This is a genomic window from Novosphingobium nitrogenifigens DSM 19370 (genome assembly GCF_000192575.1).
Lineage (GTDB): Bacteria > Pseudomonadota > Alphaproteobacteria > Sphingomonadales > Sphingomonadaceae > Novosphingobium > Novosphingobium nitrogenifigens.
Window position 1 is genome coordinate 442,393 of sequence record NZ_GL876926.1, and the last position, 14,604, is coordinate 456,996.

A 14,604-nucleotide genomic window follows, 5' to 3' on the forward strand; every position below is an offset into this window, starting at 1 on the left:
CGCGCCGAACGCCCAGCGCAGAAGGGCCCCGGTGGGGCGCTTCGGCAGCATGGAAAGTCGGCTCATCATCACGGCATCAACCTCTGGCGCGGGTGAGGGGCAGGAAACCTGTCGGCTTTCCCCGCGTTCTTGTCCGGCTTTTCCTGCCAACGGGCCTTCTCATGTCGCCCCACGCTCCCTGCGCCGCTTCTTTCGAAAAGGGCGCATCCTGCGGCAACGGGGCGGCTGGTGCCGGTGCTGGCATTCTCCGGTATGTGGGGTGCTAGCATTGCAATTGCAAAGCGGCAATTAAAACAATTGCAGGGGTTCGGGCCGCAGCGACGGTATTTTGCCACCTTTCTTGCTCCCGATTGTTGAACGCCCGAGTGCAATGAAGTCTTTGCGCTCAGCTGTATCGCGATGCATAGGCCGGTTGCGAAGAGAGAGGCGGCATGCCCGTCATGCAAGGGTAGGGGTGGAGTGAGCCGGGCGCGCCGAGACAATTCCGACGAGAGCATGAGTGATTCCGGGAATTCGATCTGCCTTGCCGAAGCGGAGCGGGAAAGCCGTGCCGGTGGCGCGCGCCTTCGCGTCTTGCTGGTCGTTGCAGGGTTTCTCGTGCCCTTGCTCTGCCTTGTCCTGTTCATGCGGGCGGAGATCGCCTCGCGCCTGGCGCGCCCTGTCTATGTCGTGCGGATTGCGCTTCCCGACGGCACGCGTGCGATCGGCCTGCCCCGGATCGAGGGGCCTGCCGACGCGAGCCGCCCGCTCGTTGTGATCGATGCCGGGCACGGCGGGCATGATCCAGGGGCCAGCGGCCCGGACGGTATCCACGAAAAAGTCGTGACGCTTGCGCTGGCCCGGGCGGTGCGTGATGCCTTGCTCGCCGATGGGCGCGTGCGGGTTGCCATGACCCGCGACGACGATCGCTTTCTGGCGCTGCAAGAGCGGTCGGGGATCGCAGGCCGCCTGCACGCCGATCTTTTCCTGTCGATCCATGCCGATGCGGCGGACAGTCCCGATGCTGCCGGGGCGACGGTCTACACCCTTTCCAACAAGGGGTCCGACGCACTGGCCGATGCTTTGGCGGCCCGTGAAAACAAGGTCGATACCGTGAACGGGGTCTCGCTCGACGGCAAGGGCGGGGCAGTATCGGACTTCCTTGTCGATCTTTCTCGCCAGCATATGCGGGACACTTCGCGCGCCTTTGGCGAACTCGTCGAGCGGGAAGGTCAGGGGCATTTCCGTTTCCGCGACCCGCCCTTGCGCGAAGCGGCTTTCGTCGTTCTCAAGTCGCTGGATTTGCCGTCCGCCTTGTTGGAGGCGGGCTATGTCAGCAATCCCGAGGATGCCCGCGCAATGACCACGCGGACCTGGCGCGAGGGTTTCGGGCATGCGGTGGCGCAGGCGGTCGAGATCTTTCTGGCGCGGCAGGAAAGCCGGGCGGGTGTCCAGTGACCCGATCTTGTCAATGACCCGATGTTGCCCGTGACCTGATGTTGCCTGTGACCCGTTCCGGGACGCGGCGAGTGCTCTGGCGCTGCGCCGTGCCCGCGTGCTAAGGCGCCGCCACAATGGCCGACGATATCCAGCCCGAAGACAATTCCGGTGAGCCCTCCCATGACGGTTCCGCCTCTTACCGCATCCGCCGCGAGGCCGCCGGTTTTGCCGGACGGATGCTGCGCGGGCGCTGGCTGCGGCGCATCCTGGTCATGGTCGTGGTGCTTGTCGCGCTTTACGGCGTCATCTGGTTCGCGCTGATCCGCACGCTTCCGGATACCGACAAGCTGCTGTCCTATCAGCCGCCCTTGCCGACGATGGTGCGCGGCGCGGATGGCGAGATCGTTTCGTCCTATGCGCGCGAGCGGCGCGTGCAGCTGCGTTATGTCGATTTTCCCGAACCGCTGATCCACGCCTTTCTTTCGGCGGAGGACAAGTCGTTCTTTCAGCATCACGGGGTCGACATCACCGGGCTTGCCGGAGCGGTGGTCGATTATGTCACCAAGTACGGGACCGGATCGCGCGCGCGCGGCGGCTCGACGATTACCCAACAGGTGGCCAAGAACCTTTTGATCGGAAACGAATATTCGATCACGCGCAAGCTCAAGGAAATGGTTCTTGCGATGCGGATCGAATCCGTTCTGTCCAAGGAGCAGATTCTCGAGCTCTACCTCAACGAGATCCCGCTCGGTCGCCAGAGCTTTGGCGTTCAGGCTGCCTCGCGCGCCTATTTCGACAAGGATGTGGGCGATCTCAAGCTGAACGAGATGGCGTTCCTCGCCATTCTGCCCAAGGCTCCGGAAACCTATGGCCGGGCCCGCAATGTCGAAAAGGCGCTCGTCCGTCGCAATTGGGTGCTCGACCAGATGGTCAAGAACGGTTGGGCGACGCCTGGGCAAGCCGCCGAGGCCAAGGCGCAGCCGCTCGGACTGGTGGTGCGCAGGGCCGACAGTTACACCGCTGACGCAGGCTACTTCCTTGAAGAAGTGCGGCGCCAGTTGATCGACCAGTTCGGCGAAAACGCCGACAAAGGGCCCAACAGCGTCTATGCCGGTGGCCTGTGGGTGCGCACTTCGCTCGACACCCGTCTGCAGAGTGCGGCACAGGATGCATTGCGGGCAGGGCTTTTGCGCTATGCCGCCGGGCGTGGCTGGCATGGACCGATCGCGACTGTCGATCCGGCGCATTGGCAGGAACAACTCGTCGGCAGCAATCTGTCGATCCGTTATCTCGACTGGCGTGTCGGCGTGATCGTCGAAAAGTCGGGCGGGTCGGGCACGATCGGTTTTGCCGACAATACGACCGGCAATGTCTATGGCCTTGCCGACGGGGTGAAGCCCGGTGACGTGGTTGCCGTGGCGCCGAGCGGCAGCGGCTGGGTGCTCAAGGTCATTCCCGAAGTGTCCGGCGGCATGGTCGTTCAGGCGCCCGAGTTCGGTCGCGTCCTTGCCATGCAGGGAGGTTTCGACGCGCGTTTGGGGTCGTTCAATCGCGCGACGCAAGCCAATCGCCAGCCGGGTTCGACGATCAAGCCGTTTGTCTACGCAACTGCGCTCGACAATGGCATGACGCCCACGACGATGGTCCTCGACGGGACGTTCTGCGTCTATCAGGGGGCGGCGCTAGGGCAGAAATGCTTCCGCAATTTCGGCGACGAAGGCGCTTCGGGCAGTCATACGATGCGTTGGGGCCTGGAACAGTCGCGCAACCTGATGACCGTGCGCATCGCCAATGACATCGGCATGGACAAAGTCGTGCGCACGATCCGTTCGGTCGGGATCGGTAATTATTCGCCCTATCTCTCGATCGCGCTGGGGGCTGGGGACACGACCGTCGCGCGGATGGTCAATGCCTATTCGACGCTTGCTGACCACGGGCGCCTGCATGATCAGACGCTGATCGACTTCGTGCAGGATCGCAACGGCAAGGTGATCTGGCGCGCCGATCGCCGGGCTTGCGACACGTGCAGCATGGCGCAGTGGGACGGCCGTCCGATGCCGCGCTTCAAGCCGACCGGACGACAGGCGCTGGACTCGCGGACCGCTTATCAGGTCGTTCACATGCTCGAAGGCGTGGTGGTGCGCGGTACTGCGGCCAGCCTGCGTGATCTCGACCTTCCGCTTTTCGGCAAGACGGGCACGACTTCGGGTCCGACCAACGTCTGGTTCGTCGGTGGCTCGCCGCAGATCGTGGCGGGTGTCTATCTCGGCTATGACCAGCCGCGCAGTCTGGGCGGCTATGCCCAGGGCGGGCGCATCGCCGCGCCGGTCTTCAAGCAGTTCGTTCAGGCAACGCGCGACAAGTGGAAGGATGTTCCCTTCGCGGCCCCCGAGGGCGTTCGCATGGTCAAGATCGACCGCGTGTCGGGCAAGCGGGTATTCGAAGGTACCCCTGCGGACCGCGAGCCCAAGGCCGGGATTATCTGGGAAGCGTTCAAACCTGACAGCGAACCGCGCCGGACCAGTCGTGACCTTCAGATCTCGACGCGGGAAGCCGTGCTCGACGCTCTGCGTAAGGCGCGGGCTGCGCGGTATGGCGGCGCAGCGGCGGTCGAGGATACCACTGGTGAAGGTGATGTCGTCGAGGATGGCGGCGACTGAGGTTGCTGCTTGAGAGGCGGGCGGGGTGTGATACTGTTTCGTCCATGATCCCACATCGCTTCTTCGCCGCTCTTGCCGCCACTGCGGCCCTTTTGTCGCCGCTGTGTGCCCATGCGGAACTTGCCGTGGGTGCCCGGGCTCCTGATTTCACGACCGAGGGGGCGCTCGGTGGGAAGCCCTTCTCCGTCTCGCTCAAGCACTTGCTGGAGAAGGGGCCGGTGGTGCTCTATTTCTACCCCAAGGCTTTCACGCCCGGATGCACGCTCGAAGCCCATGCCTTTGCCGAGGCGACGGCTGACTTTGCCAAGGCGGGAGCCAGCGTGATCGGGATGTCGAACGATCAGGGCGAGACCTTGCGCAAGTTTTCGAGCGAAGAATGCCGCGACAAGTTTCCGGTCGCTTCGGCCAGTCCCGCCATCATCAAGGCCTACGACGTCGCTCTTGGAACCAGCGGGCTTGCCAAGCGGACGAGTTACGTGATCGATCGCAAGGGGCGGATCGTTCTGGTCCATTCGGACATGGATTATCGCGGCCATGTCGAATTGACGCTGGAGGCGGTGCGCAAACTTTCCGCTCGCCACTGATGTCCGGGCCAGGGTCTGCGGTTGATTCCTGACGGCCCTGCCGATCTTTCGCGACAACCTGCTTTACAAGCTGCGCCGCTTCGTTAAGCGGCGCAGCTTGTCGCTTGTGGAAAGCTGCCGGCGGATGCCGGTTCAAGGGAGTAAATGACGTCATGCGTGCCGAAGGGCAGGCCCATATCGACCGCATCGAAGGCGCTTTGGCGCTCATTCGCAAGTTCCTCGACTGGGACCGCGCCGTGCGTCGCCTCCACGAACTCGATGCGCGTGTCGAGGACCCCAAGCTGTGGGATGATCCCAAGCAGGCAGAAGCCGTCATGCGCGAGCGTCGGCGTCTCGATGCCGCGATCGGTACGGTCAAGCAGATCGGTCAGGAAATGGCCGACGCGATCGAATTCGTCGAACTGGGCGAAATGGAAGGCGACGAGGACACTGTGGCCGAAGGGCTGGCAACGCTTGCCGCTCTTGCCGAACGTGCCGACGCGGACAAGGTTCAGGCTCTCCTTGCCGGGGAAGCCGATGCCAACAATGCCTTCCTCGAAGTTCACGCCGGGGCCGGCGGGACGGAAAGCCAGGACTGGGCTGAAATGCTGCAGCGGATGTATACCCGCTGGGCCGAGCGCCATGGGTACAAGGTCGAGTTGGTCGATTATCACGCGGGCGAAGCTGCGGGAATCAAGGGGTGTACCCTGTTGATCAAGGGCGAGAACGCCTATGGCTATGCCAAAACCGAGAGCGGCGTGCACCGTCTGGTCCGCATCAGCCCCTATGACAGCTCCGCACGGCGGCACACGTCGTTCAGCTCGGTCTGGGTCTATCCCGAAATCGACGACAACATCGATATCGAGATCAATCCGGCCGACCTGAAAGTCGATACTTATCGCGCGTCGGGCGCGGGTGGGCAGCACGTCAACACGACGGACTCGGCAGTCCGCATCACCCACGTTCCGACCGGTATCATCGTCGCCAGCCAGAACGACCGCAGTCAGCACAAGAACCGCGCCACGGCCATGGGCATGTTGCGCGCGCGTCTTTACGAAGCTGAACTTGCCAAGCGCGAGGCGGCGGCAAGCGGGGAATACGCGGCCAAGACCGAGATCGGTTGGGGCCATCAGATCCGCTCTTACGTTCTTCAGCCCTATCAGCAGGTCAAGGATCTGCGGACGGGTGTCGTCAGCACCAATCCGACCGAAGTGCTCGATGGTGCGCTCGATCCGTTCATGGCGGCTGCCTTGTCGCAACGCGTGACCGGCGAAAAGGTGGCGGTCGAAGACGACGATTGATCGTCCGGGATTGTCACGCCCTGAAAACCCGCGCGCCGCGCTCCCTTTTTGGGGGCGCGGCGCGTTGCATTTGGGGGCATTGTCCCTGCGCGAGACGAGAATCTTGAATTCGGCATCGCCAATTTGGGCAATTTTGTGGCAACGGGCTTTCGCTTCGCCTATTTTGATCCTAACCATGGGTTTCCCAATCGATCTTTTCGAAGTCGGGAAGCCGGGGGCCATGTGGCCGGGGTGGGTTCGCAATTGTGTCGGCGACGTTGATGGTGGCGTCGAAGGCGACGGGTTTGAAAGAGTTTTATGTCTGTTTTCAAGGGATTGAAACCGATCCTTTATGGCGGTCACGAAGTCTGGCCCTTGCTCGAAGGGGGCAAGGGCGTTGCCGCGACCAATCATATGAGTTCAGGCGCCTGGGCAGCCGCGGGCGGAATCGGCACGGTCAGCGCCGTGAATGCGGACAGCTACGACGCCGATGGGCAGGCCATTCCCCAGCTCTATCCGCAAAAGACCCGTCGCGAGCGCCACGAGCAGCTTATCCGCTATGCCATCGACGGTGCCGTCGAACAGGTCCGCCGCGCTTATGAAGTCGCCAGCGGCCGCGGCGCGATCAACATCAACGTGCTGTGGGAAATGGGTGGCGCACAGGCTGTTCTCGAAGGTGTGCTGGAAAAGACCCGCGGTCTTGTCACCGGCGTAACCTGCGGTGCGGGCATGCCCTATAAGCTCGCCGAGATCGCCGGACGGTTCAATGTGAACTACCTGCCGATCGTTTCCTCGGGCCGCGCTTTCCGCGCCCTGTGGAAGCGCGCCTATCACAAGGTTTCGCACCTCATGGCGGCGGTGGTCTATGAGGATCCCTGGCTTGCCGGTGGTCACAACGGCCTTTCCAATGCCGAAGATCCGCGCAAGCCGGAGGATCCCTATCCCCGCGTGAAGGCGCTGCGCGACACCATGCGCGCCGAAGGCGTGTCGGACGAAGTGCCGATCGTCATGGCCGGTGGCGTCTGGTTCCTGCGCGAGTGGAACGACTGGATCGACAATCCCGAACTGGGCAGCATTGCCTTCCAGTTCGGTACGCGGCCGCTTCTTACCGAAGAAAGTCCGATTCCGCTGGCGTGGAAGGATCACCTGCGTACGCTCGAGCCCGGTGACGTGCTGCTTCACCGTTTCTCGCCGACGGGATTCTTTTCCTCGGCAGTGCGCAATCCGTTCCTGCGCAATCTCGAGGCGCGCAGCCATCGCCAGATCCCTTATTCGAAAGTCGAAGCGGGCGAGCACACCGTGCAACTCGATGTCGGCGGACGCGGCAAGAATTTCTGGGTGGCTCCGGCCGATCTCGAACGCGCACGCGAATGGGTCGCGGCAGGCTATGTCCATGCCCTGCGCACGCCCGACGACACGGTTGTGTTCGTCACGACGGAGGAACGGGACACCATTCGCGTCGATCAGGCCGACTGCATGGGATGCCTGTCGCATTGCAGTTTCTCGGCGTGGAAGGATCACGACGACTTCTCGACCGGCCGTCTTGCCGACCCGCGCAGCTTCTGCATCCAGAAGACCTTGCAGGACATCGCCCATGGCGGCGATGTGCAGGAAAACCTGATGTTCGCGGGTCATGCGGCTTATCGGTTTAAGCAGGATCCCTTTTATTCCAACAACTTCACGCCAACTGTGAAACAATTGGTTGATCGTATCCTGACCGGTGATTGAGTCCGGTACCGGCTCGTCGATGCGGAGTGCATCGACGAGCCGGTGATTCCCTAGTCGAAGTTCCAGCCTTCGGTGTCGTGGTTGGCCTGATCGACTCCGGCGGTTTCCGCCGCTTCGCTGATCCGCATCGGCACCAGCATCGCCACCATCAATCCTGCTATTGCGGTCCCGATCGCGCTCCAGGCGACGACCACGCCCGCGCCGACGATCTGGGCCATGAGCTGGCGTGGCGCGTCCATCCCGGCCGCATAACCGATGCCGCCGAGTTTCTGGGCGGAAAAGAGGGCGGTCAGGATTGCACCCGTCATCCCGCCAAGGCCGTGGACCGAAAAGAGCTGTACCGCGTCATCGATCTGCAGGCGCCGCAGGAGGCGGCTTGCGGACCAGGCCACGAGGACGCCGCACGCACCCAGAACCATGGCTGAACCCGGCTGAACGGCATTGGCGCCCGCGCTGGTCGCCGCAAGGCCCACGAGAGCGCCGCGAGCAAGGGCGAGGGGATTGGCCTTTCCGCCGGTCAAGGCGTCGGCAAGCAGCCAGATGAGCGCGCCGCTCGCTGCGCCGACCTGGCTGTTGAGAAGTGCTGTGGCCGCGTCGTCGGTCGCGGCAAGGGCTCCGGCTGCGGACAGCGCGAGCAGTCCGACCCATACCAGCCCGGTACCGGCAAGCGCGAGGCCCGGCGCGTGGGCGTGGGGCTCGCCATCGCGGCCCAGTCGCGCGCGATGACCGACAAGCAGCGTGACGACGAGCGCCGACACCCCGACGCACGTGTGAAGGACGAGGCCGCCGGAAAAGTCGATGGTGCCGAGGCGCGACGCCAGCCACCCGCCGCCCCAGATCCAGTGCGCGAGCGGAGCATAGACCATGACGCTCCACAAGCCCGTGAAGGGGACGATCCAGCCGATATTGCCGCGTTCGGCCCATGCGCCGGTCAAGAGCGTCGCGGCAAAGAGCACGCGGGCGAGTTGCAGCACGGCAAAGGCGCTTTCCGGCACATTCGAGGAGCCGCGCACATTGCCGAGGTCGAGCAGCATCCAAGCGTTGCCGCCTCCGAGCCAGCCGTTGGTGACGGTCCCGAAGGCAATCGTGTATCCGGCCGCAACGAACAGCAGCGAGACGATGGCGGCGATGGCGCCCGTTTCGGTGGCGGTCGCGAGAAACGCGCGCGAGCGTAGCCGTCCGCCATGGTGAAGGACGATTCCCGGAAGCAGGGCAAGCATCGCGATGAGGGAAGCGCCGAGCACGAGCGCGGTGTCGCCGCTGTCGACGACGTCGGTGCCGTCCACTTGTGCATGAGCAAGCGATGGAGCGAGTGCCGCTGCAACGGCAAGCAGCGCGCCAGGAATGCGCAGCGGACGCGCATGGGGCTTGGTACCCATAGAAACGTTCGAACCCCGTTTTGCAGGCCTTGATCGGCCCGCCGACAAATTGCCCATGCCATTTGGAACGGGCTTTCGTCCGTTCCATGCATGATGTCGGGTTAACGGTGGGCTAGCGCTCTGTCGATGTCGTTGCACCAAATCCGGGCCGCAATTCCGGCCGTTGCGGTGGTTTCAGAGCCAGCCTTCGAGCACCTGGTCGGGTGGGCGATGGCCGTCGGCCCAGAAGCGGATATTGGCGATCACCTTTTCGCCCGAGGCGATGCGGCCTTCGACCGTGGCGCTGCCCATGTGGGGGACGATTGCGACGTTGTCGTGATCGCGCAGGCGTTGATCGACGAGGGGTTCATGTTCGAACACGTCGAGACCAGCGCCGCCGAGATGACCGGAAACGAGGGCTTCGATCATCGCTTCCTCTTCGACGATGGTTCCGCGCGACGTGTTGATGATGAGCGCACCCGGTTTCATGAGAGCGATGCGGCGCGCGTCGATCAGGTGGCGTGTTTCCGGGGTCGCCGGGCAATGCAGGGTGAGAATGTCCGCTGCTGCCACAAGCGCGTCGAGATCGGGTTCGTAGCGCGCCCCGAGCATGGTCTCGAGCGCCTCGGGAACCCGGTGGCGATTGTGATAGATCACTTTGAGGCCAAAGGCGCGCGCGCGATGGGCGACGGCCTGTCCGATGCGGCCCATCCCGACGATACCGAGCGCTCGCCCGCCGACGCGATGGCCGAGGAGGGTCGAAGGCGCCCACCCTTGCCATTGCCCGTTGCGGAGGACACGGGCGCCGTGGGTGAGACGCCGGGTAACCGACAGGATCAGGCCCAGGGTCATGTCCGCAGTATCGTCGGTAAAGACGCCGGGCGTGTTCGTGACCATGATCTTGCGCGCGCGCGCCGCACCGAGGTCGATATGCTCGATGCCCGCGCCGAAATTGGCGATCAGTCGCAGGCGAGGCGGTGCGGAAGCGATGAGATCCGCATCGATCGTGTCGGTCAACGTGGGGACAAGCACGTCGGCATCAGCCATGGCGGCGATCAGTTCGTCGCGGCTCATGGCGCGATCGTCGGTGTTGAACACCGCGTCGAACAATTCGCCCATCCGCGCCTCGGTTTCAGGCAGCAGGCGGCGCGTCACGACAACGCGCGGCTTTCCCGCGATCCGTCGTGTTTCGGCGGCAGGGAGGGCAGTGGCCCCGGAACCGGTGTGGCGGATGCTATGGCTCGGCATGGTATCGCTATGGCTATGACGCGTACCGGGTAAGGGTCAAGCATTCTTGCCGGACGTCGTCTTTCCACCGCCGGACATCGCTCGCCGGTTGCCCTGTGCGCACGATGCTGTATCGCCTTTTGCCATCATGCGAGTGCACATGAGCGATACCACGACAGTTCGGCCCGTCTTGCGCCTTCGCGCGGCTCTGGCTGCATGTTTGACGGTGCTGGCCGCCACGGGCGCGGTCGTTTCCCTGCGTCCGGCGCCGGTTCATGCGGCAGAAGATGGCGGGGCCCCCTATTGGGTCTCGCTGCGCAACAGTTTGACCAACATGCGTGTCGGTCCAGGCCGCGATTATCGCATCAACTGGGTCTATGTGCGCGCGGGTGTCCCGCTCAAGGTCCTGCGCCAGATGGAAGGCTGGGTGCTGGTCGAGGATTCCGAAGGCGCGCGCGGGTGGATGTTGACGCAGTTCGTGGCGCGCAAGGCCCACACCGGCATCGTCAAGGGCGGTATCGCCGAAATCCGTGAAAACAAGGACGGATCGGGAGCGCTGCTATGGCGCGCTGCGCCTGGCGTGATCGCGCGGATCGGGGATTGTTCCGCCGGTTGGTGCAAAGTCGATATCGACGGCCGTCAGGGCTATGTCCGACAGGACGCGGTGTGGGGAGCCGGAGCGCCCTGATCGGCGCCCCGGACCCGTTTCATTCGATCAGACGAGTTCGACGGCCACTGCCGTTGCTTCGCCGCCGCCGATGCACAGGCTGGCGACGCCCTTCTTGAGGCCGCGTGCCTTGAGGGCCGCGATCAGCGTGGTGATGATGCGCGCGCCCGAAGCCCCGATGGGGTGGCCGAGCGCAGTCGCGCCGCCGTTCACGTTGACCTTGTCGTGCGGAATGCCGAGGTCATGCATCGCGAACATGGCGACGCAGGCAAAGGCTTCGTTGACTTCGAACAGATCGACGTCGGCAACCGACCAGCCCGCGCTGGCGAGCAGCTTCTGGATCGCGCCGACCGGAGCGGTGGTGAAATCCTTGGGCTCATGCGCGTGCGCGGCGAGCGCCACGACCTTGGCCACCGGCGTCACGCCTTCGGCAGCGGCAACCGACTGGCGCGTCAGCACCAGGGCGGCGGCGCCGTCCGAGATCGACGAAGATGTGGCGGCCGTGATCGTGCCGTCCTTGGCGAATGCGGGCTTGAGCGAAGGGATCTTGTCCGGCTTGCCCTTGCCCGGTGCTTCGTCGGTGTCGACGATGGTTTCGCCGGCGCGCGACTTGACGGTCACCGGGGCGATCTCGTCCTTGAACAGCCCGTCGGTCACGGCCGCCTTTGCCCGGCGCAGCGACTCGATCGCGTATTCGTCCTGCTGTTCGCGGGTCAGCTGATAGGCGTTCGCGGTGTCCTGTGCGAACGTGCCCATGGCGCGGCCCGCTTCGTAGGCATCTTCGAGCCCGTCGAGGAACATGTGGTCATAGGCGGTGTCGTGGCCGATGCGCGCGCCCGAACGATGCTTCTTGAGGAGGTAGGGCGCGTTGGTCATCGACTCCATGCCGCCGGTGACGACAAAGTCGATGGTGCCCGCAGCCAAGGCTTCCGAACCCATGATCAGAGTCTGCATGCCTGAACCGCAGACCTTGTTGACGGTCGTTGCCTCGACCGACTTGGGGAGGCCGGCCTTGATTGCGGCCTGACGTGCCGGAGCCTGTCCGAGACCGGCGGGAAGCACGCAGCCCATGTAGACGCGGTCGAACTTTTCAGCAGCAACGCCAGAGCGTTCGACGGCGGCCTTCACTGCCGTTGCGCCCAGATCGGTTGCGGAAACATCGGCAAGCGCACCCTGCATCGCACCCATCGGCGTGCGGGCGTAGGACAGAATGACAACCGGGTCGGAGGCGGAAAATTGGGCCATGCGTAAAGTCCTCTTCTCAAATCCCTTCCGGGAATGGCATCCGGCGAGGATGACCATTCCTTCAATTCACATGTAGAGATGCGCCATGATCTTTGCAATTCGGCGAAGGACCTGAAGAATGCTTGCGCGGACATTGCTGGTGGCGCTGGCGGCGATACCCGGAGCCGTCATCGGCAGCTTCCTCGGCACAGTGGTGGAAAGGTTGCCGCGCGGACTGTCTCCCCTGCGCGGACGCTCGGCCTGTGATCATTGCGGGCGTCCGCTCGATCCTGCCGAACTGGTGCCGGTCGTTTCCTGGATCGTTCAGCATGGACGCTGCCGGTCGTGCGGCGGTTCGATCGGGAGCTGGCAACTGCTTGCCGAGATCGCCTCGATGATCATTGCAATGGTAGCTGTCGGACTGTGGAACGGCGCGTCCGCGTTGCTTGTGGCGGTCTTCGGTTGGCAACTGCTCGTGCTCGCCCTGCTCGATGCCCGGTTCCTCTGGCTTCCGCGTGGTCTCATGATTTTTCTTGGCATGACCGGGGGGGGCTGCTGCTCTGGCCGGGATTGCACCGGCTCCGTCTCCAGCCTTGGCGCTTGGCGGCGCGGCGCTCGGATATGGCCTGCCATGGTGCGTGGCGCGGGCCTATCGCATTGCGCGGGGGCGGGACGGCATGGGTGGCGGGGACCCACCGCTTCTGGGCGCGATCGGCCTTTGGGTCGGCGTCGGGGGCGTGGTTTCGACTCTGCTCGGGGCGAGTGTCATCGGGTTGGTGGCGGCAGTTGCCATACCTGCCGCAGGGCGTAAGATCGGCGGGCAAACGGCACTGCCCTTGGGAACATTCCTTGCCGTTACGGCTTGGGCGGTCTTCGCGTTGCAGGCAATGTCGTCGCCCCGAGTCGCTCGCGATCTGGGGGACAGACCGGCGCAAGAAGGGGTGAGGGTATGGATGGTGCTGCGCCGCTGCCGGGCTTGGTGGTGGGGAGAGCGACGGGGGCCGCGATGCAGGCCGTGCTGGACGCGCAGAAACAGGCATTCGTTGCTGCGCGCCCCGAGCCGCTGGCCGTCCGGCACGACCGCCTGGAGCGCCTTGCCCGGCTGCTCAAAGAGCATGGCGCTGCCTTGGCTCAGGCAACGAGCGACGATTTCGGCCATCGCAGCCATGAACAGTCGATGCTTACCGACATCACGCCGTCCCTCGGCATGGTGCGCTATTCGCGCAAGCATCTGAACCGTTGGTCGCGGCCCGAGCGACGGGGTGTGATGGCTCCGCTCGGGTTGTTCGGGGCGAGGGCCGAGGTGCGTTACGAGCCCAAGGGCGTGGTCGGCATCGTATCGCCGTGGAATTTCCCTGTCGGGCTGACCATGGCGCCGCTTGCACAAGTCCTTGCGGCGGGCAATCGTGCCATGATCAAGCCCAGCGAGTTTACCGAGCGCACCAGCGGCCTCATGGCCGATCTCTTCGCGCGTTATTTCGCTGAGGAGGAAGTCGCCGTGATCGTGGGTGGTGCCGATGTCGGCCAGGCGTTCTGCGGCCTTGCTTTCGATCACCTGCTGTTTACCGGGGCGACCTCGATCGGAAAGCATGTGCTGCGCGCTGCTGCGGAGAACCTTGTTCCGACGACACTTGAACTGGGTGGGAAATCGCCGACCATTCTCGGCCGGAGCGCCGACGTCGCGCGCAGCGCCGACCGTATCGCGTTGGGCAAGATGATGAATGCGGGGCAGATCTGTCTGGCCCCCGACTACCTCCTGGTTCCCGAAGACATGCAGGAGCAGGTCGTCGAGGCAATCTCGCGAAGCGTTGCGCGGATGTATCCGAGCCTTCTTGCCAATGACGATTATACCTCGATCATCAATCGCCGCCATCGCGACCGCTTGCTCGGCTTGATTGCGGATGCGCAAGGCAAAGGTGCGGAGGCCGTCGTCGTCAATCCGGGAGGGGAAGACTTTGCGGCAAGCAACGGCAACAAGCTTCCACTCACGATCCTCAAGGGCGTGCATGACGGCATGGCCGTGATGCAGGAGGAAATCTTTGGCCCTGTGTTGCCCATCATGGCCTATCGCTCGATCGAGGAGGCGATCGCCTACATCAACGAACACGATCGACCGCTTGGGCTCTATTATTTCGGCGAGAATGCGCGGGAGAGGGAGGTCGTGCTGACCCGGACGATTTCAGGGGGCGTCACGGTCAATGACGTCATCTTCCATGTCTCGGCCGACGACCTTCCGTTCGGCGGGATCGGACCGTCCGGCATGGGAAGCTACCACGGGATCGAGGGGTTTCGCACGTTCAGCCATGCGCGTTCGGTCTACCGCCAGCCACGCTTCAACGTCGCTGCTCTGGCCGGACTCGCACCGCCTTACGGCAAGGCTACCAGGCGTACACTTGCGATGCAGATGCGTTAGCGCAGGGCCTTTTCGCCCTTGGGGGCGGGGGACTGCATAGCCGCATGGCTGCGACAAAGGTCGCG

General features: G+C 64.0%; 10 protein-coding genes and 2 pseudogenes. 9 read left to right on the plus strand and 3 right to left on the minus strand.

Features of this window, described 5'->3' with window-relative positions; all coding sequences use genetic code 11:
* Positions 1 to 495: 495 nt before the first annotated feature.
* The 5 genes from Y88_RS02335 (at position 496) to Y88_RS02355 (ending at position 7,650) form a co-directional block, all read left to right on the plus strand.
* A complete protein-coding gene (locus tag Y88_RS02335) occupies positions 496 to 1,437 on the plus strand; it encodes an N-acetylmuramoyl-L-alanine amidase family protein (RefSeq protein WP_008065889.1) in 942 nt (313 codons plus the stop codon).
* Between the two features lie 116 nt (positions 1,438 to 1,553).
* Positions 1,554 to 4,079, plus strand: a complete 2,526-nt coding sequence (locus Y88_RS02340; RefSeq protein ID WP_008065890.1) for a penicillin-binding protein 1A — start codon at positions 1,554 to 1,556, stop codon at positions 4,077 to 4,079.
* Between the two features lie 44 nt (positions 4,080 to 4,123).
* Positions 4,124 to 4,663, plus strand: coding sequence for a peroxiredoxin (locus Y88_RS02345; protein WP_008065891.1), 540 nt, complete (start codon positions 4,124 to 4,126; stop codon positions 4,661 to 4,663).
* 152 nt (positions 4,664 to 4,815) lie between these two features.
* Positions 4,816 to 5,943 (plus strand): peptide chain release factor 2, encoded by a 1,128-nt coding sequence (prfB, locus tag Y88_RS02350; RefSeq protein ID WP_008065902.1) that lies wholly within the window; start codon positions 4,816 to 4,818, stop codon positions 5,941 to 5,943.
* Between the two features lie 297 nt (positions 5,944 to 6,240).
* Entirely contained in the window at positions 6,241 to 7,650 is a 1,410-nt protein-coding gene (locus tag Y88_RS02355) for an NAD(P)H-dependent flavin oxidoreductase (protein WP_008065903.1), read from the plus strand.
* 50 nt (positions 7,651 to 7,700) lie between these two features.
* Here Y88_RS02355 and Y88_RS02360 read toward each other — a convergent pair whose 3' ends face one another.
* Together Y88_RS02360 and Y88_RS02365 are read right to left on the minus strand one after the other, a co-directional pair.
* Positions 7,701 to 9,029: an ammonium transporter gene (locus tag Y88_RS02360; RefSeq protein WP_008065904.1), complete on the minus strand. Its 1,329-nt coding sequence runs from the start codon at positions 9,027 to 9,029 to the stop codon at positions 7,701 to 7,703.
* 174 nt (positions 9,030 to 9,203) lie between these two features.
* Positions 9,204 to 10,256 (minus strand): 2-hydroxyacid dehydrogenase, encoded by a 1,053-nt coding sequence (locus tag Y88_RS02365; protein WP_008065906.1) that lies wholly within the window; start codon positions 10,254 to 10,256, stop codon positions 9,204 to 9,206.
* Between the two features lie 139 nt (positions 10,257 to 10,395).
* Here Y88_RS02365 and Y88_RS02370 point away from each other — a divergent pair, with 139 nt between their 5' ends.
* Positions 10,396 to 10,923 carry an SH3 domain-containing protein gene (locus tag Y88_RS02370; RefSeq protein ID WP_018075228.1) on the plus strand — a complete coding sequence of 176 codons (528 nt, stop codon included), beginning with the start codon at positions 10,396 to 10,398 and terminating at the stop codon, positions 10,921 to 10,923.
* 27 nt (positions 10,924 to 10,950) lie between these two features.
* On the opposite strand, the gene Y88_RS02375 is transcribed toward Y88_RS02370, so the two are convergent.
* Positions 10,951 to 12,147 carry an acetyl-CoA C-acyltransferase gene (locus tag Y88_RS02375; protein ID WP_008065909.1) on the minus strand — a complete coding sequence of 399 codons (1,197 nt, stop codon included), beginning with the start codon at positions 12,145 to 12,147 and terminating at the stop codon, positions 10,951 to 10,953.
* A gap of 193 nt (positions 12,148 to 12,340) precedes the next feature.
* Here Y88_RS02375 and Y88_RS19475 point away from each other — a divergent pair.
* From Y88_RS19475 to Y88_RS02380, 3 genes and pseudogenes are all read left to right on the plus strand, one after another.
* Positions 12,341 to 12,484: pseudogene (locus tag Y88_RS19475) on the plus strand (prepilin peptidase); the annotation flags it as partial.
* Between the two features lie 235 nt (positions 12,485 to 12,719).
* Positions 12,720 to 12,851, plus strand: a pseudogene (locus Y88_RS19480) (prepilin peptidase); the annotation flags it as partial.
* 224 nt (positions 12,852 to 13,075) lie between these two features.
* Positions 13,076 to 14,539, plus strand: a complete 1,464-nt coding sequence (locus tag Y88_RS02380) for a coniferyl aldehyde dehydrogenase (protein ID WP_081458625.1) — start codon at positions 13,076 to 13,078, stop codon at positions 14,537 to 14,539.
* Positions 14,540 to 14,604: the final 65 nt, after the last annotated feature.

Bases quoted from the DNA above. Each gene is read 5' to 3' on its own strand.
- Y88_RS02335 (WP_008065889.1), top strand. From the start codon at position 496: ATGAGTGATTCCGGGAATTCGATCTGCCTTGCCGAAGCGGAGCGGGAA.
- Y88_RS02340 (WP_008065890.1), top strand. From the start codon at position 1,554: ATGGCCGACGATATCCAGCCCGAAGACAATTCCGGTGAGCCCTCCCAT.
- Y88_RS02345 (WP_008065891.1), top strand. From the start codon at position 4,124: ATGATCCCACATCGCTTCTTCGCCGCTCTTGCCGCCACTGCGGCCCTT.
- prfB (WP_008065902.1), top strand. From the start codon at position 4,816: ATGCGTGCCGAAGGGCAGGCCCATATCGACCGCATCGAAGGCGCTTTG.
- Y88_RS02355 (WP_008065903.1), top strand. From the start codon at position 6,241: ATGTCTGTTTTCAAGGGATTGAAACCGATCCTTTATGGCGGTCACGAA.
- Y88_RS02360 (WP_008065904.1), bottom strand. From the start codon at position 9,029: ATGGGTACCAAGCCCCATGCGCGTCCGCTGCGCATTCCTGGCGCGCTG.
- Y88_RS02365 (WP_008065906.1), bottom strand. From the start codon at position 10,256: ATGCCGAGCCATAGCATCCGCCACACCGGTTCCGGGGCCACTGCCCTC.
- Y88_RS02370 (WP_018075228.1), top strand. From the start codon at position 10,396: ATGAGCGATACCACGACAGTTCGGCCCGTCTTGCGCCTTCGCGCGGCT.
- Y88_RS02375 (WP_008065909.1), bottom strand. From the start codon at position 12,147: ATGGCCCAATTTTCCGCCTCCGACCCGGTTGTCATTCTGTCCTACGCC.
- Y88_RS02380 (WP_081458625.1), top strand. From the start codon at position 13,076: ATGGATGGTGCTGCGCCGCTGCCGGGCTTGGTGGTGGGGAGAGCGACG.